The sequence below is a fragment of the Nocardioides sp. F233 genome (assembly GCF_057813895.1).
Genome location: NZ_JBVASH010000002.1, coordinates 433,322 through 460,170, shown reverse-complemented (window position 1 = coordinate 460,170; position 26,849 = coordinate 433,322). Strand labels below are relative to the sequence as shown.

Sequence of the window (26,849 nt, the reverse complement as noted above, 5' to 3'; positions counted from 1 at the left end):
GCCGGGCTCGGGCTACCCGACGAACGCGGACCCGGAATCTTGGCCGTGCCGACAGCCCGCAGCACCGTCGCGTTCCCGATGCTGGGCAGCATGCACCAGCAGGCACCGGACCGCGCCCTCCCGTCGCTCGACGCGATGGTCGCCGACCTCGAGGCGCTGGTGACCTGCGAGTCGCCGTCGGAGGACCTGGAGGCGGTCGCGCGCAGCGCCGAGGTGGTCGCGGAGCTCGGCACCCGCCTGCTGGGCGTCGCGCCCGAGCGGATCGTGCTCGACGGCTGGACCCACCTGCGCTGGCGGTTCGGGACCGCGCGCAGGGTGCTGGTGCTCGGCCATCACGACACCGTCTGGCCTCTCGGCTCGCTCGGGACCCACCCCTTCGGCGTCGCTGACGGCGTCCTGCGCGGGCCTGGCTGCTTCGACATGAAGGCCGGCCTCGTGATGGCGCTGCACGCCCTCGCCGCGCTCGACGACCGCGACGGCGTCACCCTCCTCGTCACCGGCGACGAGGAGATCGGCTCCCCCTCCTCGCGCGCCCTGATCGAGCACGAGGCCCGTGGTTGCGCTGGTGCGCTGGTCCTGGAGGCCGCCGGCCCCGGCGGGGCGCTGAAGACCGAGCGCAAGGGTGTCTCCCGCTACGACGTCCTCGTCACCGGCCGCGCCGCCCACGCAGGCCTCGAGCCCGAGCGCGGCATCAACGCCACCATCGAGGTCGCCCACCAGGTGCACGCCGTGGCCGCGATCGCCGACCCCGAGCGGGGTACGACGGTCACGCCGACCCGCCTCGACGCCGGCACCACGATCAACACGGTGCCCGCAGCGGCCGGGTTCGGGGTCGACGTACGGGTGCGCGACGAGGTCGAGCAGGACCGGGTCCATGCCGCGATGCACGCACTGCGGCCGGTGCTCCCGGGCGCGGACGTCGAGGTCGTCGGTGGGCCGAACCGGCCACCGCTGACACCCACCGCGACCCACGCCCTCTACGCCCGCGCCGCCCGACTGGCAGCCGACCTCGGCCTGGGCAGGGTCACCTCGATCTCCGTCGGCGGCGCGTCCGACGGCAACTACACCGCAGGGGTCGGCACCCCGACCCTGGACGGCCTCGGCGCCGTGGGCGGCGGGGCGCACGCCGACGACGAGCACGTGCTGGTCGCCGAGCTCCCCGGCCGGACCGTTCTGCTGGCCGCCCTGGTCGCCGACCTGCTGAGCGGGGACGACGCGTGACCACCTCCGCCTGGACCGACGCCGACAAGGTCGCCGCGAGCGCGGGGATCACGATCCGCACCCTCGACGACATCGCCGAGCTCGAGCAGGTGCGCCGCCTCTACGAGCGGATCTGGCGCACCGGTGCCACCAACCCGCCGGTGACCGCGGACCTGCTCCGCGCGATGGCGAAGGCGGGCAGCTACGTCAGTGGTGCGTACGACGGCGACGAGCTCGTCGGCGCCTGCTTCGGCTTCTTCTCCGCCCCGGCGCGGGACGCACTGCACAGCCACATCGCCGGTGTGGCCGGGCGGATGGCCGGCCGGCACGTCGGTCTCGCCCTCAAGCTCCACCAGCGCGCGTGGACGCTCGACCAGGGGGCCGGCGCGATCACCTGGACCTACGACCCGCTGATCCGTCGCAACTCCTGGTTCAACCTCGGCAAGCTCGCAGCCGACGTCACCGAATACCTCCCCGACTTCTACGGGCCGATGGACGACGACATCAACCGCACCGACGCGACCGACCGGGTGCTGGTGCGCTGGACGCTGACCGCGCCCGACGTCGTCGCGGCCTGCGCAGGGACGCCCCGCGGTGCCGACGTCGAGCGGCTGCGCGCGGACGGTGCGGTCGTCGCCCTGGAGGCATCCGCGGCGGGCGGCCCGATCGTGCGGCCGGCGTACGGGCGCACGGTGCTGGTCGGCGTACCCGCGGACGTCGAGGGTCTGCGCGAGCAGGACCCCGCACTGGCCGGCACGTGGCGCGAGGCGCTGCGGGAGGTGCTCGGCGGGCTGCTCGCGGGTGGCGCGCTGGTCAAGGGATTCGACCGATCGGGTTGGTACGTCGTGGAGAGGCAGGAAGCGCAGTGAAGCTGACCGGTGTGGAGCTCCGGACCGTCGAGGTGCCCTTGGTGGCGCCGTTCCGGACGTCCTTCGGGACCGAGACGGTACGCCGGGCACTGCTCGTGCGTGCCGTCACCGACGACGCCGAGGGCTGGGGCGAGTGCGGCGCCGGGACCGGTCCGTTCTACTCCTCGGAGTACACCGAGGCCGCGGCGGACGTGCTGGAGCGGTTCCTGGTGCCGATGGTTGCGGGTGTCGAGGACCTCGACGGGCACCGGGTCGCGCCGGCGCTGGAGTCCGTCCGCGGGCACCGGATGGCCAAGGCGGCCCTGGAGACGGCAATCCTGGACGCCGACCTGCGGGCCCGGGGTGTCTCGTTCGCGCACGCGCTGGGCGCGGTCCGCGACACGGTGCCCTGCGGCGTCTCGGTCGGCATCACCGAGTCGATCCCCGCGCTGCTGGACGTGGTCGAGGGCTACCTCGCCGACGGGTACCTGCGGATCAAGCTCAAGATCGAGCCGGGCTGGGACGTCGAGCCGGTCCGCGCCGTGCGTGAGCGGTTCGGCGACATCCTGCTGCAGGTCGACGCCAACACGGCGTACCGCCGCAACGACGCCCGACACCTCGCCCGGCTCGACGCCTTCGACCTGCTGCTGCTCGAGCAGCCGCTGCCGGAGGACGACCTGCTCGGCCACGCCGAGCTCGCTCGCGCAGTGCGTACGCCGATCTGCCTCGACGAGTCGATCGTCTCCGCCCGCGCCGCGGCGGACGCGATCACGCTCGGTGCCTGCTCGATCGTCAACATCAAGCCCGGCCGGGTCGGTGGCTACCTGGAGGCGCGCCGGATCCACGACGTGTGCGTGGCCCATGGCGTGCCGGTCTGGTGCGGCGGCATGCTCGAGACCGGGCTGGGCCGGGCCGCCAACCTGGCGCTCGCCGCACTGCCCGGGTTCGCGCTGCCCGGCGACACCTCGGCATCCGAGCGCTACTACGCGACCGACCTCACGTCGCCCTTCGTGCTGGAGGACGGTCACCTCACGGTGCCGACCGGACCCGGCCTCGGGGTCAGTCCGCTGCCGGACGTGCTCGACGAGGTCACCGTCTCTCGTACCTGGCTGCCTGTCTGATCCCACCGGAATGTGGCACGATTTCGTCGTGTCGGACGAACGACGACCCCGCTGGCCGCGACTAGCGTCGGCTGCGTGACGACCGTGGCCGACCTCCCCCGCGCCGGACTCGCTCGCGTCGTCGAGGAGCTCGGCAGCACGCTGCTCGAGGTGGTGTGCGGCGAGGTGCAACGCCCCGAGGAGATCGGCGGCGTCGTCATCGACGACCCGCTCGACGAGCCGGAGCTGCCCGAGCACGCGCTGGTCCTCGGCGTCGGGCTGCACGAGCCGTCGGCGATCGCCGAGGCGGTCGAGCGGCTCGGCGCGCAGGGGGCGCTCGGGCTGGTCGTCCGGGCGCCCGTGGAGGTGACCGACGAGCTCGCGGCGGCCGCCCGCCGTACCGGCGTCTCGATCCTCGCCCTCGCCCGCGGCGCCGCCTGGACCCACCTGGCCGGGATGATCCGCGGCCTCACCAGCGACGGCCCGCAGCTCGACCCCGAGCCGCTCGGCCGCACCGGCGCGGGCCTGCGCCAGGTGGTCGGCTACCAGTCCGGACTCGACGACCTGTTCGCCGTCGCCAACGCCATCGCAGCGCTGGTCGATGCGCCCGTCACGATCGAGGACCGCAGCTCGCGCCTGCTCGCGTTCTCCAGCCGCCAGGAGGAGGCCGACACCTGGCGGGTGCAGACGATCCTGCGCCGGCAGGTGCCCGAGGACTACACGCGACAGCTCGAGGAGCAGGGCGTCTTCCAGGAGATCTACCGCTCCACGCGGCCGGTCTGGGTGCCGCCGCTGTCCGACGACGAGCCGTCCGGCAGCGGGCGCGCGGCGATCGCCGTACGCGCCGGCGACGAGATCCTCGGCACCATCTGGGCGGTCGTCAACGAGCCGATGGACGAGGCCCGCGGGCAGGCGCTGTACGACGCCGCGAAGCTGGTCGCGATGCACCTGGTGTGGGCGCGGGCCGATGCCGACGTCGAGCGGCGGCTGCGGGCCGACCTGCTCAGCACCGCGTTGGAGAGCGGCCCGCGCACCGCGGAGACGCTGCGCCGACTGGGGCTCAAGGACGAGCCGGCCGTGGTCCTCGCCCTGACCGTGGTCGGCGCCGGGACCGAGAGCCCGCTGCCCGCCCAGCTCGCCGTCGAGCGCAAGCGGGTCGCCGACGCGTTCGCGCTGCACCTGACCGCCGTGCACCCGCGCAGCGCCGCGGGCCTGGTCGGCGACGTCGCCTACGGCGTCCTGCCCGTCGCCCGCGGTCGCAAGGACGCCGAGGAGCGCGCGGCCGAGATCGCCGCCGACTTCCTCTCGCGCGTCGACTCCCGGTTGCGTCCGCTCGTCGGCGTCGGTCCGCTCGCGCCCGGCAGTGCGTCGCTCAAGCGCTCCCGCACGGGTGCCGACCGCGCCCTGCGGGTGCTCCGCTCACGTCCCGGCCAGCAGGTCGCCCGGCTCGACGACGTCCATCTCGAGGCGCTCCTGCTGGAGCTCGCCGACCAGGTCCCCCGCGGCGACATCCCCAGCGGCGCGGTCGCGCGGATCGTCGCCTACGACCAGGAGCACCAGAGCAGCCTGGTCGACACCCTGCGTGCCTGGCTGGACGCCTTCGGCGACGTCGCCATCGCCTCGGCCGCGATGTACGTCCACGCCAACACCTTCCGCTACCGCCTGCGTCGCGCCGCCGAGGTCGGACGGCTCGACCTCACCGACCCCAACGCCCGGCTCGCCGCGATGCTGCAGCTGCGGCTGATGGACCTCACCGCCCCGGACTGAGGCCGAGCTGCTGGACGAGGAAGCCCAGCCACTCGACGTCCTGCGCGACCGCGACCTCCGGGCTGGTGGCGGCGCCGTGGCCGGCGTCCTCGAAGACGTGCAGCAGGATCGGGGCGTCGCCCTGCTGGGCGGCCTGGAGGCGGGCGACGAACTTGCGGGCGTGCCACGGACGGCAGCGCGGGTCGGTGGCACCGGCCTGCACGTAGACGGCCGGGAAGGTGCTCGGGCGCACCAGCTCGTACGGCGAGCGGCCGATCATCCGGCGTACGTCCACCGGGTCGTCGGGATCGCCCCACGCCTTGCGGATCACGAAGTCGAGGTACGGGTCCCGCATGCCGGCGACCAGGTCGAGCAGGGGCGCGCGCGGGAGGACGGCCCGCCACAGGTCGGGCCGGGTGGTGACCGCGACGCCGCACATCAGGCCGCCGTCGGAGCCGCCGGTCAGCGCGAGCAGGTCAGGCGTCGTGCGCCCCGTGTCGACCAGGTGCTCGGCGACGGCGACCAGGTCGTCGTCGCGGACGTGCTTGGTCTCGCGGTGCGCGGCGAGGTACCAGTCCCGGCCGAGCTCACCGCCGCCGCGCAGGTAGGCCTGGACGACGGTGCCGCCGGCGGCGACGAAGGCTGCCAGGTCGGGCTGGTACGACGGCAGCGTGGGCACGTTCGCGGCACCGTACGCCGTGATCAACGTGGGCACCGGGCCGTTCCCGGCTCCCACCGACCGGATGACGTGGAAGGGCACGAGCGTGCCGTCGGCGGCGGGCGCGGCACCCTCCTCGACGACCGCGTCGAGCGTGACGACGGGCGCGAGCAGGGTCTCGACGCCGGCGACACCGGGCCGGTGGCGGTGCACGCTCCACGAGGTGGTCGGCGTGGAGAAGGCGAACAGGAAGTCGGACGTCGGCGCCCCGACGGCGAGACCGGTGAGCGCGAAGAAGGGAGCGGCGAGGGCGCCGCGGCCGGGCAGCGGCACCTCGCCCACCACGCGACCGGCGAGGTCGAGGACCCGCACCGACGCGAAGGTCCGGTCCAGCTCGCTGAGGTGGAGGTGCTCCCCCACGGGCGTGATCGAGCGCAGCACGGTCGGCCCCTCGGGGACGAGCTCCACCCAGGTGTCCGGGTCGTCGGGACGGGCCGCGTCGAGCGGGATCGCGACCAGCCGGCCGCGGGCGGCGCCGACGTCGGTGACGGCGACGTACCGGTCGCCGACGACGTGACCTGCGACGGTGCCGGTGCAGGTGGTGACGAAGGGCCGCCAGCTCGATCCCGGCGAGGCCAGGTCCCGCACGGCGACGGGGATCGGGCTCCCGACCCGGTGCGCGGCGACCAGCCAGCGCCCGTCGGGCGAGGGCTGCACGAGCGTGTACTCGCGTGATCCCTCGGGCACCGGCACCGGCTCGACGACCGTCGCGCCGGTGGCGAGCGAGTGGTGGAAGGTCGCCTGCACGAACTCCTCCGGCGTGCCGGTCAGCGCGAAGAACCAGAAGCCCGCGCTGTCGGCCGCCCACGAGACGCCTCCGGTCCATGCGCTGTGCAGCACCTGCGGAGGCGCGGGCAGCCGCACGCCGGAGGCGACGTCGACGAGCCTGATCGTGTTGTGCTCACTGCCGTCGGTGCACACGCCGATCGCGAGCACCCGGCCGTCGGGCGAGGGCGCCAGCCACGAGAGCACCGCTCCGTCGTCGAGCACGACGACCGGAACACCTGCACCGTAGGGCTCCTCGGCCACGACGACCGCAGCCGCGTCCGGCCGGAACCACCGCCCCGCCGCGTGCCGCGGCAGCACGGGTCGTGCGCCGGCGTCGTACGTCTCGACGAGGGCACGCAGCGCGGCACGGTCCTGGCCGCCCAGGATCGAGCCGGTCGCGACCTCCGCCTGCCGGCGTTGCCAGGCGTGGACCTCGTCGTCCTCGGCCTCCAGCCAGCGGTACGGGTCGGGCACGGTGACGCCGGCCTGGGTGGCGACGACGTCGACGGTCCGGGTCGGCGGGTACGGCGCAGCGAGCTCACGCTCCAGTCGCTCGAAGGCGCCGGGCACCCGGTGCACGTCGCCGAGGTCGAGCACCAGGTCGTACGCCGCGTCGTCCAGGGCGGGACCGGGAACGCCCTCCTCCAGGGCGACCGCCCAGTCGAACGGCCGCGCTGTGCGGTCGGTGATCCGGACCGCCGGGCCGGAGGTGAACGTCGTTCCGACGACGACGAGGTCGTCCCCCAGGGCGTCGGCGAGCAGGCCGCCCAGGGTCGGCACTCCGTCGTACGGCGTGCGCTGGACGTGCCCGACGTGCGCACTCACCAGCACGCGCTCCTCGCGCTCCAGTACCCAACGCACAGTCTCGGCCATGAAGGCGTCGCGGTCCTGCCCGTCGGCGAACGCGAGGACCGACGCGGCCAGCCGCTCCGCGACCGGGTCCCCGACCGCGAGCCCGCGGGCAGCCAGGGCGCGGAGGTCGGCGAGCAGCCGGTCGCGCTCGGAAGTAGACAGCCCGGCCCAGCGGATGGCCGCCTCCACCCGGCCGCCGAGGTCGCAGCGCCGCAGCAGGTCCGCATCCCCCGTACCTGCGGGGATCCGGGACAGCAGCGCCCGCACGGCCGGCCCCGGCGACGTCGACCCACCGGCCACGTCCATGCCGTGGACCCGCACGCCACCGTGCGCGCGCAGCCACGCGAGCTGCCGGTGCACGACCGCGGATTGCCCGAACCCGTAGGAGATCGTGGCCGCGGCGGACTCGACCGAGCCGGGGCCGCCGGCCACCCACGCGTCGAGCTCGAGGCCCTCCGCGAAGCCGGACTCCAGCACCAGCGCGGTGAATCCGAGCTCCTCGACGAGCATCCGCAGCGCCCGGTCGCGCAGCTCGTGCAGCTCGGTGACGTTGTGCGCAGCCTCGCCCAGGGCGACCACGCGAGCGCCGGTCGCGACCTCGCGCAGTCTCCCCAGGTTCGGCGTCGTCATCACTTCGTGAGATACCACTGCTCGGGGCTGTAGAGGAAACTCAGCAGCGCCTGGAACGACTCGGGCGGTCCGGACAGCGTGTCCTTCCAGACCACCAGCGTGTGCGGGGTCGGGAAGAAGAGCACCGGCAGGTCCTCGGAGATGGTGGTGATCTCCTTCGACAGCACCGTGGGATCCGCACCGAAGGTGGACTCGTCGATCAGCTGGTCGACGTCCTTGTCGGAGTAGCTGCCGAGGTTGAAGCTGCCCGTGGTGTTGAAGACGGTGTTGCTGCTCGGGTAGCCGGCGGCGAGGTAGAGCGGACCGTAGTCCTGCATCGCCCACTCGTTCTTCGTGGCGGGCGCGAAGCTGTTGCCGTAGTTGGAGTACATGTAGTTCAGCGACTTGGTCACGACCTTGACCTCGATGCCGAGCTTCTTGGCCTCGGAGACGAAGGCGACGTCCCGAGCCCCGACGTACGCCGGGGTGTTGGCCGAGGCCAGCGTGAAGCTGATCTTCGCGCCCTGCGGGATGTCCGCGCCGCACTGGTCGTCGGCGTTGCCGGGGTTCTCGCAGGTCGTCGTGCCGTTGGGCGCGACCTTCCAGCCGTGGTCGGTCAGCAGCTTCTGGGCCGTCTCCGGGTCGTAGGGGTACGGCGCCTTGTCGCCGAACTCCGGCGGGTACGGCGAGTCCGCGCCCGCGGTGCTGTAGTTCTCGGACGCGGCGCCGTTGTAGATGCCGCGGCTCTCGACGTACCCCTTCTGGTCGATCAGGTGCTGCAGCGCCTGGCGGACGTAGGGCTGGGCGATGATCTTGTCGAAGTCGTCGACGGTGTTCTCGAAGTTGATGGTCAGCGAGTCGAAGCGGGCCGGCGCCGGGGCGCCGTACACGTGGTAGCCGTCCTTCTTGAGGGCGTCGATCTCGGTGACGTAGCTGGAGTCGAGGGTGCCGACGGTGAGCGTGCCGGCCTTGTACTGGTTGAGCACGGCCGAGGCGGAGGTGAACGCCTTGAAGTCGACCTGGTCGAGCCGCGAGTCGCCGGGGCCGTCGTACTCCTCGTTGGGCACCAGCGAGAACGAGCCGGTCGTCGAGTCGAAGGACTTCAGCTTGTAGGGCCCGCTGACCACCTGCCACAGCGGGTTGGTGGCGAAGCCGGCCTGGTCCTCGGACTGCTTGGTCAGGTAGGTGTAGATCGCCTTGGCGTTCTTCGGGTCGGTGAAGTCGAGCCGCGGGCCGCCGGCCTCGGCGATCGCCCACTCCTGCGACGGCATGACGTAGAGCAGCGCGAGCATCGAGAGCAGGTAGGACTCGTTGTACGCCGTCTCGAGGTGGAAGGTCACCGTGTCGTCGGCCGACGCCTCCGCGGTGACGCCGTCGGGGAACTGGCCCGGCGTGTAGAAGCTCCAGTTGCCGGGGCTCTTGTCGAGCGCCGCCTTGAGCAGGTCGAGGGAGAACACCACGTCGTCGGCCGTGACCGGGCGGCCGTTGGACCACCGGTGGTCCTTGAGCTTCACCGTGACCGTCGTGCGGTCCTCGCTGACCTCCGGCATCTCGGCCAGGCTCTGCTCGGGGTTGACCACCTGGTCGCCGGTGCCGCTGGTCCGGTAGAGCCCGCGCCACATCAGTCCGCGGGCGATCACGGTGCCGTTCGCCGAGGCGGGCGGGTACGGGTAGATGTAGTTGGGGCTCAGGCCCGGCGTGAGGGCGACGGTGATCGTGCCGCCGTCCTGGGGCTTGCCGGTCTCGGCCGGGATGTCCTTGTACTTCTTCGCGACGTCCTTCGTCGATGCTCCCTCGCTGGAGCATCCCGAGACGAGGAGGGCGACCACCGCGACCAGGGCCACGCCGAGGCGGCCGGTTCGCTGTCCACGCAGGTGGGTCATGTCTTCTCCGCAGTGTGGGTGGGCTGTTGCGACGAGGTTGCACCAGCCGCGAGAGGCCCGGTTCGTCGGTGTCGACGATTCGTCGCCGATCCGTCGGTCCAGCACGACAGGGCCGCGCGGTCGGGCAGGACCGGGCTCAGTCAGCCTTGCGCCCGACGGCGTCGCGCAGCGCGTCGGCGAGCAGGTTGAGGGCGAGCACGGTGAGCACGATGAACCCGCCGACGGGATAGATCAGCCACCAGTAGTCGGCCGAGATGTAGGTGACGCCGCTGGCCAGCTGGCTGCCCCAGTCGGTCGTCGGATAGCTCAACCCGAAGCCGAGGAAGCCGAGCGCCGCGACCACGAGCACCGCGTCGGCCACCTGGAAGGTGACGTTGACGATGATGACGCCCATCGCGTTGGGGATCAGGTGCGCGAAGATGATCCGACGTCGCGAGGCGCCCATCACCCGGGCCGCGAGCACGTACTCCCGCACCCGCAGGGTCAGCACCTCTCCACGCACGAGTCGCGCCGAGATCAACCACGAGAAGGCGCCGATCACCAGCGCGAGGGTCCACGCGTTCGCGTGGAAGCGGGCGGACAGGATCAGCACGAAGAACAGGAACGGCACCGACAGGAGCACGTCGACCATCCGCATCAGGAAGCCGTCGACGACCCCGCCCGCGAGACCGGCCACGGCACCGTACACGGTGCCGAAGGTGGTGGCGAAGATCGCCGCCAGCAGGCCGATCTGCAGCGAGACCTGGCCGCCGGCCATCAGCCGGCCGAGGACGTCGAAGCCGTTCGTGTCGGTGCCGAGCGGGTGCCCGGGGCCCGGCGGCAGCGCGGCGTCGAGCAGGTTGACGTCGGTCTGGTTGGTCTTCCACACCAGCGGCCCGAGGTAGCAGAAGGCGACGATCAGCAGGAGCAGCGCCCCGCCGGCCAGGCCGAGCGGGTGGTGCCGCATCCGTCGTACGGCAGCCCGGAAGCCGGCCGGAACCTGCGCAGCCACGGGGGTCTCGTCCAGAGCGGTCATGAGGCCAGCTCGATCCTGCGGTCGGCCAGGGCCACCGCGATGTCGGCGATGAAGTTGCCCGCGACGGTCAGCACGCCGCCGATGAGGGTGTAGGCGAGGAGCACCGGGTAGTCCTCGCGCTGCAGGCTGTTGAGGAACAGCAGCCCGAGACCGGAGTAGTTGAACAGCGACTCGACGATCAGGTTGCCGGCCAGCAGCAGCGGGATCATCGTGCCGACCAGGGTGATCAACGGCAGGCACGCGTTGCGCAGCAGGTGCCGGGTGAGCACCAGCCGCTCGGGCAGGCCCTTGGCGCGCGCGACCCGGATGTAGTCCTGGCCGAGCTGGTCGAGCGCCGCCGAACGCTGGTACTGGCTGAAGATCGCGATGCTCGTGACCGCGATGGTGACGACCGGCAGTGCCATCGAGCGCGGGTCGGTGAACACCACCCACGGCGAGTGCGACGGGGAGGCCTCCGCCGGCAACAGGTCCAGCTGCTGGCTGAACACCGCGATCAGGACCAGGCCGAGCAGGAACGCAGGCGTCGCGTAGAGGACGTACGCCAGGCCGGTGGCGACCCGGTCGACGACGCTGTTGCGCCGGACCGCCTGCAGGATGCCGAGCGGGACGGCGATGAGCAGCGCCAGCACCAGCCCGGCCAGGGACAGCATCGCGCTGCGGCCGGCGTTCTGCTGGAGCAGGGTGCCGACGTCCTGGTTGAGCTTGTAGGAGCGGCCGAGGTCGCCGTGCAGCAGCTGGCCGAGGTAGCTGACGTACTGCACCAGCACCGGGCGGTCGAAGCCGTGCTCGTGGTTGAAGTCGGCGACGGCCTGCGGGCTCGCGCGCTGGCCGAGCACCACCCGGCCGGGGCTGTCGGAGACCAGGTGCAGCAGGAAGAAGACGACGGCCGAGATGCCGAGGAGGACCACGGCGGAGACGGCGAGCCGCTTGGCGACGTACCAGGCCATGTCAGGCACCTCCGGACTTGTTCTGCAGCGGGAAGTGGCAGGCCACCTGGTGGGTGGCAGTGACGTCCTCGAGGACCGGCTCCACCTCGGCGCAGACCTCGGTGGCGAGCGGGCAGCGGGTGCGGAACCGGCAGCCGCTGGGCGGGTCGAGCGGGCTGGGCAGCTCGCCCCGCACCCGCTCGGCGCGTGGTGGCTGGGCCGTCGGTGACGCCTCGGGTACGGCGGCCAGCAGGCCCGCCGTGTAGGGGTGGGCCGGTACGGCGTACACCTCCTCGGCGGTGCCGCTCTCGACGAGCTTGCCGAGGTACATCACGCCGACCCGGTCGGCGAGGTAGCGCACGACGGCGAGGTCGTGGGAGATGACGACGCTGCTCAGGCCGCGCTCGCGCTGGATCCGGCGCATCAGGTTGAGCACCTGCGAGCGGATCGAGACGTCGAGCGCACTGACCGGCTCGTCGGCGACGAGCACCGTCGGGTCGAGGGCGAGCGCCCGGGCGAGGGCGACCCGCTGGCGCTGGCCGCCGGACAGCTCGTGGGGGAACCGATCGAGCACGGTGGCGGGCAGGCCGACGTCGGCGAGCAGGTCGCGGGCGGTGGCGGTGCGCTCGGCGCGGGTGCCGATGCCCTGGATGGCGAGCGGCTCACGCAGCACGGCGCCGATCCGCATCCGCGGGTCGAGGGCGGCGCTGGAGTCCTGGAACATCATCTGCAGGCGGGCGCGGTGGCTGCCGAGCTCGCGGGGCTTCATGGTCGTGACCGAGCGGCCCTCGAAGACGACCTCGCCCGAGGTGGGCCGGTCGAGCGCGACCAGCATCCGACCGAGCGAGGACTTGCCGCAGCCCGACTCCCCCACCAGGCCGAAGGTCTCGCCGGCCGCGACCTCGAAGCTGACACCGGAGACCGCCTTCACGGTGCGCTTCGAACCGAACCAGGTGCCGTGACCCGCGGGGTACTCGCGGTGCAGGTCGACGACGCTGAGCCGCGGGCCGCTCTCGGTGTCCGCCGTCGCGCGTGCCGGCTCGGCGATGCGGACTGCGGCGTGCTGGACCGGGCCGGTGGCCGGGTTCCAGCAGGCGAAGGCGTGTGCGCCCTCGGTGGCGACGGGCGGCTGCTCGGTGCGGCACCGGTCGGTCGCGGCAGCGCAACGGGGCGCGAAGCCGCACCCGACCTGGGTCGTGGAGAGGTCCGGCGGGGCACCGCCGATGCTGTAGAGCTCCTCGCCGCGGTCGTGCGTGAGCGACGGGATCGAGGCGAGCAACGACTGCGTGTAGCGGTGCCGGGTGTGCTCGAAGAGGTCGGTGGCGGGTCCGGTCTCGGCCAGCCGGCCGGCGTACATGACACCGACGCGGTCGGCGTGCCGCGCGATCACGCCCATGTCGTGGGTGACCAGGATCATCGCCATCCCGAGCCGAGCGCGGAGGTCGTCGAGCAGGTCGAGGATCTCGGCCTGGATGGTGACGTCGAGGGCGGTGGTGGGCTCGTCGGCGATGACGACCTTCGGCTCGCAGACCAGCGCCATGGCGATCATCACGCGCTGCCGCATGCCGCCCGAGAGCTGGTGCGGGTGGTCGTCCATCCGCTCGCCGGGACGCGGGATCCCGACCAGGGCGAGCATCTCCTCGGCCCGCTGGCGGGCGGCCCGCTTCGACAGGCCCTGGTGCAGGCGTGCGGGCTCGGCGACCTGGTCGCCGATCCGCCGGGTCGGGTTGAGCGCGGTGAGGGAGTCCTGGAAGACCATGGCGATGTCGTTGCCGCGGATCCCCCGATAAGTGGGGGTGTCCAGGCCGACCAGCTCGGTGCCGCCGAAGTCGATCGAGCCCTGCGTGACGCGGCCGCCGGACGGCAGCATCCCCATGATCGCCAGGCCGGTCATCGACTTGCCGGAGCCGGTCTCGCCGACGATGCCGAGGGTCTCGCCGCGGTGCAGGTCGAGGCTGACGCCGGACACCGGGCGCACGACGCGGTCGCCGCGGCGGATCTCCACCGACAGGTCGCGGACGCTCAGCACCCGGTCGGTCGCCGGGGCGGGATCGGTGATCACTGCGGTGCTCTCTGCGGTGCGCTCTGCCACGCAACGATGGTGCGACGCGGGTCACGCCCGGTGTTGGTACGGGCCGCCCGAGCTGGGGTGGGCCGTTCGTCGGCGGGGACGAACCGGCTCATGCGGGTCGGCCCGGGCGGCCGGGGCGGCCGAGCTCGGCGGCGTACAGGCGTCGTACGTTCGCGCCCAGGACGGCGACCACGTCCGCCTCCGCCCAGCCGCGCCGCAGCAGCGCCTCGGTGACCAGCGGCAGCCCGGCCGGGCCCTCCAGCCCGGGCAGGTACGCGTCTGCCGGCACGCCCTCGACGAAGGCGACCTCGCAGCACGGCGGTGTCGTGTCGGCCAGGACCTCCTTGACGAAGTCCGGACCGAGCCCGACGTGGTCGATGCCGGCGACGGAGACGACGTGCTCGAGGTGGTCGACCAGCCGGTCGATCGAGAAGTCGGTGGCGTGGAGGTAGGGCGCGAAGAAGTTCACGCACACCACGCCACCACCCGCGGCGATCCCCCGGATCTGCGCGTCGGTCAGGTTGCGGTGGTGGTCGAACAGGGCGCGGGCCGAGGAGTGGGTGGCGATCACGGGACGGGTCGCCAGCTCGAGGACGTGCTCGACGCCGGCGCGGCCGAGGTGGCTGACGTCGAAGAGCAGGCCCCGGCGCTCCATCTCCTGCAGGGCCGCGACCCCTGCCTTCGTCAGCCGGCCGCCGGTGCCGTCCTCGCCGCTGCCGTCGGCGAGCGCGGTGCGGCCGAAGTGGGCCAGCGACGCGACCCGGACACCCAGCCGGAACAGGGTCTCCAGCAGCTCGACGTCGTCGCCGATGCCAGGAGCGCTCTCGAGGGCGAGGACGAGCGCGATCCTGCCTCTGGCCAGGGCTTCGTCGATGTCCGCGCCGTCGCGGCACAGCGCGACCTCGTCGGCGTTGCCCTCGGCGAGCCGGTGGGCGGCCTCGATCATCCGCAGGGTGCGGCGCAGCGCGCCCTCCGGCCGGTACGGGTCCTCGATGAACACCGGCAGGGTCTGCAGGTCGACGCCGCCGGCGCGCAGCTGCGGCAGCCACTGCTCGCGGAAGAACGACGCCCACCGCTCGACCGGGCGGGCGACGACCGCGCACAGCAGGTCGTTGTGGGTGTCTGCGACGACGGCCTCGTCGTGGAGCCTGCGGGGGTCGGTCATCGGGTCCTCCGGTCGGCTCGTCCGGTGTGCAGGTACGCCGCCCGCCCGGTCCCGTCGTCGCCGAGGAAGGCGACCGGCTGGTGGACACCGCCCTCGGGCTCGAGCGGCCACAGGGTGTCGCCGCGCCAGGCGACCAGCTCGGTGCGGTACGGCGGCTCGTCGATCTCGGCCAGCACGCCGAGCGGCGTGCGGTCGAGCCACAGGCGCCCCTGCCCGTCCGGGCTGATCACCGTCTGGCCGACGTCGGAGGCGTAGGTGCCGGCGTACCGGATCGGGTCGGGGGTGGTCCTGGTCGCGGGCGGTGCGGGCGGCGGCGGGAGGTCGACGCCGGCGAGCTCGCGGAGCACGTGCCCGGTCACCGCGCGGTGCAGCAGCTTGGCGGGGCCGCCGTTGGTGAGCACGGCGACAGCGAGGTCGTGCTCGGGCAGCATCCGCAGGAAGGCGGACTGGCCGATGGTGTTGCCGTCGTGGCCGACGATCGGCGTCGGGGCCAGCTGGAAGAGCTCCCACCCCAGCCCCCAGGCGTCGCCCTGGCCGAGGTCCGGCAGGCTCACCTGCGGCTCCCGCATCGCTGCCAGGGCCGGGGTCGTGAGGTGGTGGCGGGCGAAGGCGACCAGGTCGCGGGCGCGCATCGCGAGCATCGAGCCGGCCGGGGCGTTGGAGCGGGCGAGCGCCCACACGTCCGTCGGTCGGCCGTCGACGTGGCCGACCGCGGTGCGGTGCAGGACCGCCTCGTAGGGATCCGTCGCCGCGCCCGTCATGCCGAGCGGGTCGAGCAGGTGGGCGCGCAGGCAGGCGTCGTACGGCGCCCCGCGGACCACCTCCACCAGCCGGCCCAAGACGCAGAACCCGGCGTTGTTGTAGGACCACATGTCGCCGGGCGCGAACAGCTGCGGCACGTCGGCGAGCAGGTCGACGTACCTCTCGACGCAGTCGTCGCCCTTGCCGGTGTCGGTGAAGACGTCACCCTCGAAGCCGGCGGTGTGGGTGAGCAGCTGTCGGACCGTGATGACCGACGCGGCGGACTCGTCGCCGAGGCGGAGGTCGGGGAGCCACGTGCGGACGGGGCGGTCGAGGTCGACCAGGCCCTCGTCGGCGAGCTGCTGGACGAGGGTCGCGGTGAGCACCTTGGTGATCGAGCCGACCTGGAAGATCGCATCGGTCGTCGCGGTCACGCCGGTGGTGGCGCTCAGGGTGCCGGCGGCGGCCTCGACGACCTCGTCGCCGTGGGCGACCGCCACCGCGGCGGCGGGCACGCCGGTCTCCTCGAGCAGCTCCGGAAGGCGTCGCTGCAGCCAGTCGTCGATCCCGCGCATGGGCGCAGCCTAGGCGGGCCGGGCGACCAGCCCTTCGTCGATCAGGACCGGCTCACCGGACCGGTTTCGTCGCCTCCACCAACCCGATCTGGATGACGTCGATCGCCGCAGCGGCGGAGGCGAGGAGCCGCTTCGTCAGCCGGGCGTCGATCGTGCCCTCGGCGGCCGCGCGCTGCACCTCGCGGGTCATCCCACGGGTGGTGCCGACCAGCGCGGAGGCGACGGTCCAGGAGCGCAGGTCGTCGCCGAGCTCGTCGGCCAGCAGCTCGCGCAGGGCGGCGACGGCACGGTCGGCCTCGAGCCGCTCGCGGGCCTGGAGGCTCGGGCTGTCCTGCACGATCCGCGCGATCCGGGACAGGCTGGCGAGCACCGGGGACGTGGGGTCGGCGAGGACGCCGCGGGGCTGGACGACGTACTCACGGAAGGCGCTGACGACGCGCTGGCCCGCGGGACGGTCGCGGACGGCGGCGAGCAGGTGCTCGTTGAACGCGGCCATCCCGTCGTAGATCAGGTCCTCCTTGGCCGGGAAGTAGTTGAACACCGTGGCGGTGGAGACGTCGGCGGCGACGGCGATGTCGGCGACCGGCACCTGCTCGAACCCGCGCTCGGCGAACAGCTCGATCGCGGCCTCGGTGATCCGCTGTCGCGTCTCCTGCTTCTTGCGCTCGCGCAGTCCCGGCTCGGCCATGACGGCACCCTACCTTGACTTTGCTTCACTCTAAACTTAGAGTCACTATAACTTTAGATCCACCACATGAAAGGAGAGCGGTCATGAGCCAGACCGCCACCCCCGCCGCTGCCCCGGCCGCGGCACCGCTCGACCGGACGGCCCGCACCGTCATCGCCGTGGTCGTGCTCGGCATGATCACCACCGTCCTCGACGCGACCATCGTCAGCGTCGCCACCGACCGGCTCGCGGCGGAGTTCACCGTCTCCCTCACCACGATCCAGTGGGTGATGACCGGCTACCTGCTGGCCTTCACCGCGACCATCCCGCTCGCCGGGTGGGCGATGGACCGGTACGGCGCCCGCCGGGTCTGGCTGCTCGCCGTCGGCGTCTTCACCCTCGGCTCGCTGCTGTGCGGCGCCGCCTGGTCGGCACCGTCCCTCATCGGGTTCCGGGTCCTCCAGGGCGCCGGTGCCGGCCTGGTCAGCCCGGTCGGCATCGCCATGGTCGCGCGCGCGGTCGGCCCGCAGCGGATGGGCCGCGCGATGGCCGTCGTCGGCATCCCGATGATGCTGGGCCCGATCCTCGGGCCGGTCGTGGGCGGTGTCCTCATCGACAGCGTCGACTGGCGCTGGATCTTCCTGGTCAACATCCCGGTCGGCCTCGCCTGCCTGGCCTGGTCGGTCCGCGCCCTCGCGGACTCCCGCGGCGCGGGTCGCGAGCGGCTCGACGTCCTCGGCCTCGCCCTGCTCTCCCCCGGCCTGGTCGCCCTGGCGTACGGCGTCACCGCGCTCGCCAGCCCCACCGGATCGTCGGCCGAGGCAGTCGCCGGGATCGCCGGTGGCGCCGTGCTCCTGGCCGTCTTCGTCGCTCACGCCCTGCGCACCGAGCGGCCGCTGGTCGAGCTGCGCCACTTCGCCACGCGTGGCTTCGCGACCGCGACCGCCGTGCAGTTCCTCGCGGTCGGCGTCCTGACCGGCGCGGGCTTCCTGCTCCCGCTCTACCACCTCCTCGCGCGCGGCGAGACCGAGCTGCAGACCGGCCTCCTGCTGGTCCCGCAGGGCGTCGGCGCCGCGCTCGCGATGGCCCTGACCGGCCGGCTGGTCGACCGCGGCCGCGGTCGCGCCGTCGTGCTCGCCGGCGTCGGACTGCTGGCCGCCGGCTTCCTCGGCTACACCGCGGTCGGCAGTGACCCGGGTCAGGTGTACCTCGGAGTCGCGCTGTTCGCGATCGGCCTCGGCGCCGGCTGCATCTTCGCGCCGACCAGCGCGGCGGCGTACGCAGCCCTCGACCACGCCGCCATCCCCCGCGCGACCACGACGATGAGCATCGCCCAGCGCACCGGCGGCGTCGTCGCCACCGCAGTCTTCGCGACGGTCCTGCAGCACCAGCTCACCGCCGCCGCCGCCGTCCCCGCCGACGCGTTCGGCGCCGCCTTCTGGTGGCCGCTGGCCATCGCCGTCCTCGCCGTCGTCCCGGCCGCCCTGCTGCCGGCAGCGAGGCACACTGGAACCGAAGGGAGCCTGACCATGACCATCGAGCTCAACCACACGATCGTCCACGCCACCGACCGCGACGCCACCGCGGCCTTCCTCACCGACGTCCTCGGCCTCCCGGACGCCCCGGTCTACGGCCCCTTCCGGGTCGTCGAGCTGGGCAACGGCGTCAGCCTCGACGTCGTCGCCCACCCCGGCCCGGTCACCGTCCAGCACTACGCGTTCCTCGTCGGCGACGACGAGTTCGACGCGATCCACGCCCGCATCGTCGAGCGCGGCCTGACCTTCTGGGCCGACCCGTTCCACCGCCAGGAGGGCGTCATCAACCGCACCGACGACGGCCGCGGGCTCTACTGGTCCGACCCCGACGGCCACAACCTGGAGATCATCACCGTCCCCTACGGCGGCTGACCGTCCTCGCCGACCCGGCACAAAGTGGCCCGGGATCAGCGCCGACCCGGCAGAAAGTGGCCCGGGATCAGCGCCGACCCGGCAGAAAGTGGCCCGAATTTCTCGCCGACCCGGCAGAAAATGGCACCGCGAGCGGTCATCTTCTGCCGGGTCGGCGTCATTTTCGAGCCATTTTGTGCCGGGTCGGCGTGATCTAGGAGCCAGTTCGAGCCGGGTCGGCGTGATCTAGGAGCCAGTTCGAGCCGGGTCAGCCCATGTGGGGGTAGCGGTGGTCGGTCGGGGGAACCAGCGTCTCCTTGATCGAGCGGGGCGAGGTCCAGCGCAGCAGGTTGAGCGCGGAGCCGGCCTTGTCGTTGGTGCCGGAGGCGCGGCCACCGCCGAAGGGCTGCTGGCCGACGACGGCGCCGGTGGGCTTGTCGTTGACGTAGAAGTTGCCGGCAGCGAAGCGCAGGTGGTTGCTGGCCCAGTCGATCGCGCGGCGGTCGGTGGCCAGGATCGACCCCGTCAGCGCGTACGGCGCCGCGGACTCGGCCTGCTTCACGACCTCCTCGAAGGCGCCGGGCCGGCTGTCGTCGTACACGTGGACGACGAGGATCGGGCCGAAGTACTCGGTGGAGAACATCTCGTCGGCCGGGTCCTCGGCGACGACGACGGTCGGGCGGACGAAGTACCCGACGCTGTCGTCGACCGTGCCGCCCGCGACGACCTGCAGCCCGGGGGTGGCGGCCGCGCGCTCGAGGGCCGCCTTGTGCTTGGCGAAGGCGCGGGCGTCGATGACGGCGCCGGTGAAGTTCGAGAAGTCGGTCGGGTCACCGACGGGCAGCGCGTCGGTCTGGGAGGCCAGGTCGGCACCCATCCGCGCCCACAGCGAGGCGGGGACGTAGGCGCGCGAGGCGGCCGAGCACTTCTGGCCGGAGAACTCGAAGGCGCCGCGGATCAGCGCCGTGCGCAGCACGTCCGGATCGGCCGACGGGTGCGCGATGACGAAGTCCTTGCCGCCGGTCTCGCCGACCAGCCGCGGATAGGTCCGGTACGACGGCAGGTTGGCCCCCACGGTCGCCCACAGCCTCTGGAAGGTCGCGGTGGAGCCGGTGAAGTGGATGCCCGCGAGGTCCGGGTGCGCGAGAGCGACCTCGGAGACGGCCAGGCCGTCGCCGGGCAGCATGTTGATCACGCCCGGCGGCATGCCGGCCTCCTCGAGCAGCTCCATCGTCAGCGACGCGGCGAGCTGCTGGGTGGGCGACGGCTTCCAGATCACCGTGTTGCCCATCAGCGCGGGCGCCGTGGGCAGGTTGCCGGCGATGGCGGTGAAGTTGAACGGTGTGATCGCGTAGACGAAACCCTCGAGCGGGCGGTGGTCGGTGCGGTTCCAGATGCCCGGCGCATTGGCGATCGGCTGCTCGGCGAAGACCTGCCGGGCGAAGTGGACGTTGAACCGCCAGAAGTCGATCAGCTCGCACGCGGCGTCGATCTCGGCCTGGAAGGACGTCTTCGACTGGCCGAGCACGGTGGCGGCGTTGAGCTTCTGGCGCCACGGGCCGGCGAGCAGCTCGGCGGCCCGCAGGATGACGGCAGCGCGCTCGTCGAAGGGCAGCGCCTGCCAGCCGGGGGCGGCCTCGCGGGCCGCGGCGATCGCGGACTTCGCGTCGTCGGCGGTGCTGTTGCGCAGCACGCCGAGGACCTTCTGGTGCGCGTGCGGCTGTACGACGGCGATCTCCTCGCCGCCACCGACGACCTTCTCGCCGCCGATGTGCGCGTCGAGCTGGCGCGTCGTACCGCCGAGCGCGTCGAGCTGGGCCACGAGGGCGTCGCGCTCGGCGCTGCCCGGGGCGTAGGTCAGGTTGGGCTCGTTGACGGGAGCCGGCGGGGTGGTGATGGCGTCCATGTCAGGTCCTCTCTCAGGAAGCGGGGGTGGCGGAACGGCTCAGCGGTGCGCGAGGGCGCGCAGGAAGAAGGCGACGTTGGCGGGGCGCTCGGCCAGCCGGCGCATGAAGTACCCGTACCAGTCGGTCCCGAACGGGATGTAGACGCGCATCCGGTGCCCCTCGTCGACCATCCGCTGCTCGAGCTCGGGGCGCACGCCGTAGAGCATCTGCGCCTCCCAGCGGTCCGCGCCGCGACCGGCGGAAACAGCAGCGGCCACCGCGCGGTCGAGCATCGCCGGGTCGTGGGTGGCGATCATCGGGTAGCAGTCGGAGGTCATCAGCGCGTCGATCGCACGCTCGTAGGCGTGGTCGACCTCGGCCTTGCGCTGCAGCGCGACCGTCTCGGGCTCGCGGTAGGCGCCCTTCACCAGCCGGATCCGGGCGCCGGTGCCGTCGAGGTCCGCGATGTCGCCGGGGGTACGACGCAGGTTGGTCTGCAGCACGTTCCCGACGAACGGGTACGTCGCCCGCAGGGTGTTGCCGATCGCGAGCGTCGAGTCGACGGTCGTGTGGTCCTCCATGTCGAGGGTGACCGTGCAGCCCAGGGACGCGGCCGCCTCGGCGATCTCGGCCGCGTGGTCGGTGGCGATCGTCGTACCGCCGGGCAGTGCCTGGCCCATCGCGGACAGCTTGAGCGAGACGTCCGCGCCGGCGGCGCAGCCGGACTCGGCGAGCGCGGTGAGCAGGTCGCGGTAGGCGTCGCGCATGGAGCGGGCGCCGGCGAGGTCGAGGACGTCCTCGCCGAGCACGTCGATGGTGACCGAACGGCCGGCGGCGACCAGGCCGCGGGTCGCCTCGACCGCGTCGGCGGTGGTCTCGCCCGGCACGAACCGGTCCACGACCTTGCGGGTCACCGGGAACGACTCGACCGCGCGGCGGGCGCGGGCGCTGCGCGAGGCGCGGTTCAGGGTGTGGCTCAGGGCCTGGTCGAGCATGCTTCCACGCTAGGAGGGTGCCTGGTCACACGGAACGGACACCTGTCACATCTTTCGGCCGCAAACGTGTGACACTTGTCCGGTGAGCTCGCTCGACGACCTCGTGGAGGACATGGCCCGGCTGACCGACGCCCCCTGCACCCTCGAGGACCCCGACTTCCGGCTGATCGGCTTCTCCGACCAGCGCGGCGACGACGTCGTCGACTCGATCCGGCAGCGCTCGATCCTGCAGCGCCGCTCGACCGAGGACGTGCTGGTGTGGTTCCGCGGCCAGGGCATCGAGGACTCCCCCGGCCCGTTGCGTACGCCGGCCGACCCGGACCTCGGGATCGTGGCCCGGCTGTGCGTCCCGGCCCGGCACCTGGACCGGGTGCACGGGTACTTCTGGCTGATCGACCCCGACGGCCGCATCCCCGCGTCCACCTGGCCGGAGGCGACCCGGATCGCGGAGTCCGCGGCCCGGCTGCTCAACGTGGCCGAGCGCCGCCAGGCCCACCGCGACGCGCTCTTCCGCGAGCTGGTCGAGGGCGGCCGGCTCGCCGCGCGCGCGTCGGCGGTCGACCTGGCCCAGGCCGGCGGCCTGGACCTCCAGGAGCCGGTGACCTGCGTGCTGCTCGAGCGTCCCGAGCTGCTCGACCAGGTGGCCAGCCGGCCCTCGCGCTCCGGCGTGGTCTGGGTCCGGTCCAGCCCGGGCGTGGCCTGTGCCGTGGTCCGCGCGTCCCTCGTCGACGAGACGGACGGGCTCACCGACCTGCTCGCCGCCCTCGGCCTCGGCCGCCGCGTCGACAGCCTGGACCGGATCACCCGCGCCGCCACCGGCCCCACCGTCGCGGGCATCGACGCCCTTGCCGCCGCCCACCGCGGCGCCCGGGTCAGCCTCCGCGTCGCCCGCACCGCCGAGCCCGGCACCGTCGTGCGCTGGGAGTCCCTCGGCCCACTCGCCCTGCTCGGCGTCACCCGCGACGACGACCTCGAGGCCGCCGTCATCGACCCGCGGGTGCGCACCTTCCTCGCCGCCGCGGCCCCCGACGTCCTCGACACGGTGCGGGTCTGGCTCGACGAGGCCGGCAGCGCAGGACGTACGGCGACCCGGCTCGCCGTGCACCGGCAGACCGTCTACCACCGGATCGGGCAGGTCGAGCAGGCGACGGGCTACGACCTCGGCCGTGGCCCGGACCGGCTGCGGCTGCACCTCGCGCTGGAGCTGGCGCCGTACCTCACGGGCTGATCACGAAGCTCAGACCACCAGGTCGAGCCGGTGCTCGGTGCCGCCGATCGTGAAGTCGTCGCCCGCCTTCAACCCCACGATCACCGCGTGCAGCGGGGAGTCTGCGGCGATCCCCTCCAGCGTCGTGCCGTCGACCTCGAAGGCCTCGGCCGCGATCCCGACCAGGTAGTGGTCACCGCCGAACGCCACGATCGCGCCGTCCGCGACGACGTCGGTCGGCGCGAGGTCGAGGGCGTCGATCCGCACGAGCTCCTGCTGGCGCCGGGCCACGACGCCGCCGAACAGGCCGGCCAGATCGCCGCCCTCGTCGGACTGCGAGAGGTCGTCGACGTCGTGGACGTCGGCCTGGTCGAGCTCGGCGGCGCCGCGCTGGTCGGCCACGGCCTGCCGGGCGCTGGCGAGGGCGTCCTCGACGCGGCCGCGCAGTGCTTCCCTGACCCGCAGCTTGCGGGCGCCGTCCCAGCTCGTGTCGTCCATGGGTGCCGTCCTGTCGGTCGCGCGGGTGCCGGATCCATGGAAGCACGGGATCAGCGAACGATGAAGCCCTCCGCGAGTCCCGCGAACGCGTGGCACAGCGCGGGCTGCACGACCTGGGCGCCGGACTCGAGGTCGAACCAGCGGTCGACGTGCGCCCAGTGGTGCGGGTGGATCATGTAGTCGACGGTGAGCCCGTCCAGATCGGCGTACTCCTGCTCCCACACGAAGTCCCACGCCGTGCCGTCGGTGGCGTCCCAGTCGAGCGGGACCGCCCGGCTCAGGCGCCAGTTCCGGATCGACGTGATGTGCGCGGGCATGGCCAGGGTGTCGCGGGCGAACTCCGCCTCGACCTCCGGGTCGACGCCCGGCAGCAGGCGGAAGAGCGCGGTGCGCTTGACGCCGCCGGCGATGCCGGGCTCGCGGGCGCCGGCACCGATCGTGTCGAGCCCGAGTGCCGACCACGACGCGCAGCGCGCCTCGAGCGCGGGCAGCAGTACGTCGGTCCACAGCTCCGACTTGCGCGCGACCTCGGCGGTCTCCCGGTCGGGGAACACCAGGTCCCAGGTGAGGTGCCCGGCGCCGAGGTCGGCGAGGTAGTTCGGGCTCAGGATCGCGGCCTCGATACCGGGCAGCTCGACCGCCCGGGCCAGCACTGCCGCCAGTGCGCTCATCTCCGCCTCGCCGGCGCCGGAGGGCAGGTACAGCTGCGCGGTCTCGCGCCACCGGGTCGGGGTGACCGCGTCGGGCCGGGTGTCCGCGGGCGCCGGCCCGACCTGGTCCGGCGCGAGGAGGTACGTCCGGGCCCGGGACACCACGAGGGCGTCGACGTCGGCCCAGTGCTGCACGATGTCCGGGGCGTGGGTCTGCGCGCGGGCGGTCCAGAAGCCGCCCGCGTCGGGGAGGTTCCAGCGCACCCAGAGCACGACCGTCTGGTCGGCGAGGGCCAGAGGCGGGGAGACCTGCTCGTCGACGAGCGTGAGGCCGCGTGCGGCCGCGCCGGTGGCGTAGCCGTCGAGCAGCTCGCGCAGCCGCGGCAGGTCGGCGGCGAAGACCTCGAAACGGTCCTGGACGACGATCGGTGTGATCATCTCCGATGCCCCTCAGAGGTCCGCGACCTTGAGCACGATCTTGCCGCGCGTGTGGCCGGTCTGGATCGCCTCGTGGGCGACTGCTGCGTCGCGCAGGTCGAACTCACGGATCTCCGGGAGCGTGACCTCGCCGGAGACGACCAGGCCGGCGATCGTGGCGAGCGCCGGGGCGCAGTCGATGTCGGTCATCATCGAGTAGACGCGCTCGATCCCGCGCACGGCGGCGGCCGCGACGTCGGCGGGGATGTCCCCGTCGTCGACGAGGGTCGGGATGCTGACGAAGGCGCCGCCCTCGCGGACGAGGTCGAGGCCGTGGGTCAGCGAGCTCGCGCCCGCGGTGTTGACGAGCAGGTCGAGGCCGTCCGGGGCCCATTCCTTGACCGCGGCGGTGACGTCCTCGGTGACGTAGTCGATGACCCGCTCGACGCCGAGCTCGCGCAGGTAGGCGACGTTGCCGGTGCTGCAGGTCGCGGCGACCCGGGCGCCGGCAGCGCGGGCGAACTGGACCGCGAAGCTGCCGAGACCGCCGGAGCCGCCGTGCACCAGCACCCGCTGGCCGGGCCGCACGCCGCCGTTGTGCCGCAGGGCCTGCCACGCCGTCAGCGCGGCCACCGGCAAAGCCGCCGCCTCGGCGAAGCCCATCCCCTCCGGGACCAGCGCCACCCGGTCGACGTTCGCCACCGCGTACTCCGCGTAGCTGCCCTGCGCCCCCTGGCCATGGTTGGTCGGAGTGACCACGCGGTCGCCGACGGCGAACCCGGTGACGCCCTCGCCGAGCGCGTCGATGACGCCGGCCGCGTCGAAGCCCAGCACGTACGGGAAGACGTAGGGCCGGAAGGCGGCCAGCATGCCCTGCCGGTTCTTCCAGTCGGCGGGGTTCACGCCGGCGTACGCCACCCGCACCCGCACCTCTCCGGGACCCGGCTCGGGGGTCTCGATCTCGCCGTACTGCAGGACCTCGGGGCCGCCTGTCTCGTTCATGATCACTGCGAACATGGCGCCGAGCGTGGCCCCGGTCACACCGCCAGCCGACCGCTCTCCCGGTCAGTGGGACGCGCCGGGGGCCCACCAATTCGGTGGAACGCGGCGGCCGCACCGACGTACATTCGAGGTGTCGGACCTCGCGCAGAGGTCTCCTGCCCTTCATGCCTTCGTGGCCGAACGGAAATACGGACCCTGGACGATCCATCCGACAGGTGCCGTACGACCAAGCGACCAGGCCAGCGAAGGAAGGGGGTGACGGCAGCCATGACGACCGTGATGCTGCTCAACGCCTCCTACGAGCCGCTCGGCACGGTGACCTTCCAGCACGCCGTGCGGATGCTGTTCCGCGAGGTCGCCACCGTCGAGGAGGCGCACGACGACCGGATGATCGGGCCGCACCCGTGGCCGCGGGTGATCCGGCTGGTGCGCTACGTCGCCGCGAAGTGGATGTACCGGCCGGCGGCGTACTCGCGCAGCAACGTGCTCAAGCGCGACCGGTACTGCTGCGCCTACTGCGGCTCGTACGCGACGACCATCGACCACGTGCTCCCGCAGAGCCGCGGAGGCGGGTGGACCTGGCTGAACACGGTTGCTGCGTGCAGCCCGTGCAACGGTCGCAAGGCCAACCGCACCCCGGCCGAGGCCGGCATGCGGCTGCGGCTCGCCCCGTTCGTGCCGACGCGGGCGCAGCTGGCCGTCGCCTGACTGCTCTGCCCCCTAGAGTTCGGGCGTGCGCACGTCCACCAAGCTCAAGCTCGCCTATGTCGCCCTCGCGGCGGCCGACACCGCCCTGGCGGGGTCGAGCCGCCCGTGGGCGCACAAGGTCCGTCACGTCACCAAGCCGCTGCTGCTTCCGACGCTGGGCTCGGCGCTCGCGACCGATCCGCGGGCGGCGCAGTCGCCGCTGCGGACCACGACGCTGGCCGCCCAGGTCGGTGGCTGGGGCGGCGACGTGCTGCTGCTGGGCGAGGGTGAGCGGGCGTTCGCGGCCGGCGCGACGTCCTTCGGGGTCGGCCACCTCGCCTACGTCTCGGGCTTCCTGCGCCACCGCGACCGTCGTACCCCGATCACGGCGAGCCGCACCGCCCGCGTGATCGGCGGCCTGTGGGCCACCAGCGGCCCGGTCGTCGCGGCGAAGGCGGCGAGCAAGGACCGCAGGCTCGGGGCCACGCTGCTCGGCTACTCCGGCCTGCTGGCCGCGATGGCGGCCACCGCCTCCCACCTCGACCCGGCGCTGCCGCGGGACGCCCGGCTGCTCACCGCCGCCGGCGGGGCGATGTTCCTCGCCTCCGACGCGGTCCTCGGCGCCCGGACCTTCCTGCTGCCGAACGCGCCCGAGCGTCTCGAGTCGGTCGTGATGGCGACGTACACCGGCGCCCAGCTGCTGCTCGCCGAGGGAGCCGCGCGCGCCGGTCGCTGAA

The 26,849-nt window shown here is 73.1% G+C and carries 21 protein-coding genes; 8 read left to right on the top strand and 13 right to left on the bottom strand.

Going from position 1 to position 26,849, the window contains the following annotated elements:
- Nucleotides 1-45: 45 nt before the first annotated feature.
- From ACZYRU_RS08570 to ACZYRU_RS08555, 4 genes are all read left to right on the top strand, one after another.
- Nucleotides 46-1,221: a M20 family metallopeptidase gene (locus tag ACZYRU_RS08570; RefSeq protein WP_488956663.1), complete on the top strand. Its 1,176-nt coding sequence runs from the start codon at nt 46-48 to the stop codon at nt 1,219-1,221.
- A complete protein-coding gene (locus ACZYRU_RS08565; protein WP_488956662.1) occupies nt 1,218-2,069 on the top strand; it encodes a GNAT family N-acetyltransferase in 852 nt (283 codons plus the stop codon). Before ACZYRU_RS08570 ends, ACZYRU_RS08565 begins: the two co-directional genes overlap by 4 nt.
- Nucleotides 2,066-3,169: an o-succinylbenzoate synthase gene (menC, locus tag ACZYRU_RS08560; protein ID WP_488956661.1), complete on the top strand. Its 1,104-nt coding sequence runs from the start codon at nt 2,066-2,068 to the stop codon at nt 3,167-3,169. The genes ACZYRU_RS08565 and menC overlap by 4 nt, the downstream gene beginning before the upstream one ends.
- 75 nt (nt 3,170-3,244) lie before the next feature.
- On the top strand, nt 3,245-4,915 hold the full coding sequence (locus ACZYRU_RS08555; RefSeq protein ID WP_488956660.1) for a PucR family transcriptional regulator: 1,671 nt from the start codon (nt 3,245-3,247) through the stop codon (nt 4,913-4,915).
- Here the strand turns inward: ACZYRU_RS08555 and ACZYRU_RS08550 are convergent.
- From ACZYRU_RS08550 to ACZYRU_RS08515, 8 genes are all read right to left on the bottom strand, one after another.
- Nucleotides 4,899-7,862, bottom strand: coding sequence for a prolyl oligopeptidase family serine peptidase (locus ACZYRU_RS08550; RefSeq protein WP_488956659.1), 2,964 nt, complete (start codon nt 7,860-7,862; stop codon nt 4,899-4,901). The genes ACZYRU_RS08555 and ACZYRU_RS08550 overlap by 17 nt on opposite strands.
- Nucleotides 7,862-9,724 (bottom strand): ABC transporter substrate-binding protein, encoded by a 1,863-nt coding sequence (locus ACZYRU_RS08545; protein WP_488956658.1) that lies wholly within the window; start codon nt 9,722-9,724, stop codon nt 7,862-7,864. The genes ACZYRU_RS08550 and ACZYRU_RS08545 overlap by 1 nt, the downstream gene beginning before the upstream one ends.
- A 136-nt stretch (nt 9,725-9,860) precedes the next feature.
- The gene (locus ACZYRU_RS08540) at nt 9,861-10,739 is read right to left on the bottom strand and encodes an ABC transporter permease (RefSeq protein WP_488956657.1); all 879 of its coding nucleotides are present in this window, start codon (nt 10,737-10,739) and stop codon (nt 9,861-9,863) included.
- Nucleotides 10,736-11,686: an ABC transporter permease gene (locus ACZYRU_RS08535; protein WP_488956656.1), complete on the bottom strand. Its 951-nt coding sequence runs from the start codon at nt 11,684-11,686 to the stop codon at nt 10,736-10,738. Before ACZYRU_RS08535 ends, ACZYRU_RS08540 begins: the two co-directional genes overlap by 4 nt.
- A gap of 1 nt (nt 11,687) precedes the next feature.
- Nucleotides 11,688-13,757: an ABC transporter ATP-binding protein gene (locus tag ACZYRU_RS08530; protein ID WP_488956655.1), complete on the bottom strand. Its 2,070-nt coding sequence runs from the start codon at nt 13,755-13,757 to the stop codon at nt 11,688-11,690.
- 88 nt (nt 13,758-13,845) lie between these two features.
- A complete protein-coding gene (locus ACZYRU_RS08525; RefSeq protein ID WP_488956654.1) occupies nt 13,846-14,901 on the bottom strand; it encodes a dipeptidase in 1,056 nt (351 codons plus the stop codon).
- Nucleotides 14,898-16,217: a serine hydrolase domain-containing protein gene (locus tag ACZYRU_RS08520; RefSeq protein WP_488956653.1), complete on the bottom strand. Its 1,320-nt coding sequence runs from the start codon at nt 16,215-16,217 to the stop codon at nt 14,898-14,900. The genes ACZYRU_RS08525 and ACZYRU_RS08520 overlap by 4 nt, the downstream gene beginning before the upstream one ends.
- A gap of 52 nt (nt 16,218-16,269) precedes the next feature.
- Nucleotides 16,270-16,905: a TetR family transcriptional regulator gene (locus tag ACZYRU_RS08515; RefSeq protein ID WP_488956652.1), complete on the bottom strand. Its 636-nt coding sequence runs from the start codon at nt 16,903-16,905 to the stop codon at nt 16,270-16,272.
- Between the two features lie 83 nt (nt 16,906-16,988).
- On the opposite strand from ACZYRU_RS08515, the gene ACZYRU_RS08510 reads away from it, so the two are divergent.
- Nucleotides 16,989-18,791, top strand: a complete 1,803-nt coding sequence (locus tag ACZYRU_RS08510; RefSeq protein WP_488956651.1) for a DHA2 family efflux MFS transporter permease subunit — start codon at nt 16,989-16,991, stop codon at nt 18,789-18,791.
- 247 nt (nt 18,792-19,038) lie between these two features.
- Here the strand turns inward: ACZYRU_RS08510 and pruA are convergent, their stop codons facing one another.
- Together pruA and ACZYRU_RS08500 are read right to left on the bottom strand one after the other, a co-directional pair.
- Nucleotides 19,039-20,676 carry an L-glutamate gamma-semialdehyde dehydrogenase gene (gene pruA, locus ACZYRU_RS08505; protein ID WP_488956650.1) on the bottom strand — a complete coding sequence of 546 codons (1,638 nt, stop codon included), beginning with the start codon at nt 20,674-20,676 and terminating at the stop codon, nt 19,039-19,041.
- Between the two features lie 39 nt (nt 20,677-20,715).
- On the bottom strand, nt 20,716-21,651 hold the full coding sequence (locus ACZYRU_RS08500; protein ID WP_488956649.1) for a proline dehydrogenase family protein: 936 nt from the start codon (nt 21,649-21,651) through the stop codon (nt 20,716-20,718).
- Between the two features lie 82 nt (nt 21,652-21,733).
- Between ACZYRU_RS08500 and ACZYRU_RS08495 the strand changes: the two genes are divergently transcribed.
- Nucleotides 21,734-22,879: a PucR family transcriptional regulator gene (locus ACZYRU_RS08495; protein WP_488956648.1), complete on the top strand. Its 1,146-nt coding sequence runs from the start codon at nt 21,734-21,736 to the stop codon at nt 22,877-22,879.
- A 9-nt stretch (nt 22,880-22,888) separates the two neighbouring features.
- On the opposite strand, the gene ACZYRU_RS08490 is transcribed toward ACZYRU_RS08495, so the two are convergent.
- From ACZYRU_RS08490 to ACZYRU_RS08480, 3 genes are read right to left on the bottom strand one after another with little or no spacing between them, the layout of a single operon-like run.
- Entirely contained in the window at nt 22,889-23,356 is a 468-nt protein-coding gene (locus ACZYRU_RS08490; RefSeq protein ID WP_488956647.1) for a hypothetical protein, read from the bottom strand.
- A 50-nt stretch (nt 23,357-23,406) separates the two neighbouring features.
- Complete coding sequence (locus ACZYRU_RS08485) at nt 23,407-24,444, bottom strand: Dabb family protein (protein ID WP_488956646.1); 1,038 nt, start codon at nt 24,442-24,444, stop codon at nt 23,407-23,409.
- A gap of 12 nt (nt 24,445-24,456) precedes the next feature.
- Nucleotides 24,457-25,440, bottom strand: coding sequence for an NADP-dependent oxidoreductase (locus tag ACZYRU_RS08480; RefSeq protein WP_488956645.1), 984 nt, complete (start codon nt 25,438-25,440; stop codon nt 24,457-24,459).
- A 252-nt stretch (nt 25,441-25,692) separates the two neighbouring features.
- Between ACZYRU_RS08480 and ACZYRU_RS08475 the strand changes: the two genes are divergently transcribed.
- Together ACZYRU_RS08475 and ACZYRU_RS08470 are read left to right on the top strand one after the other, a co-directional pair.
- Complete coding sequence (locus ACZYRU_RS08475) at nt 25,693-26,133, top strand: HNH endonuclease (RefSeq protein WP_488956644.1); 441 nt, start codon at nt 25,693-25,695, stop codon at nt 26,131-26,133.
- Nucleotides 26,134-26,158: 25 nt separating this feature from the next.
- Entirely contained in the window at nt 26,159-26,848 is a 690-nt protein-coding gene (locus ACZYRU_RS08470) for a lysoplasmalogenase (protein WP_488956643.1), read from the top strand.
- Nucleotide 26,849 lies beyond the last annotated feature (1 nt).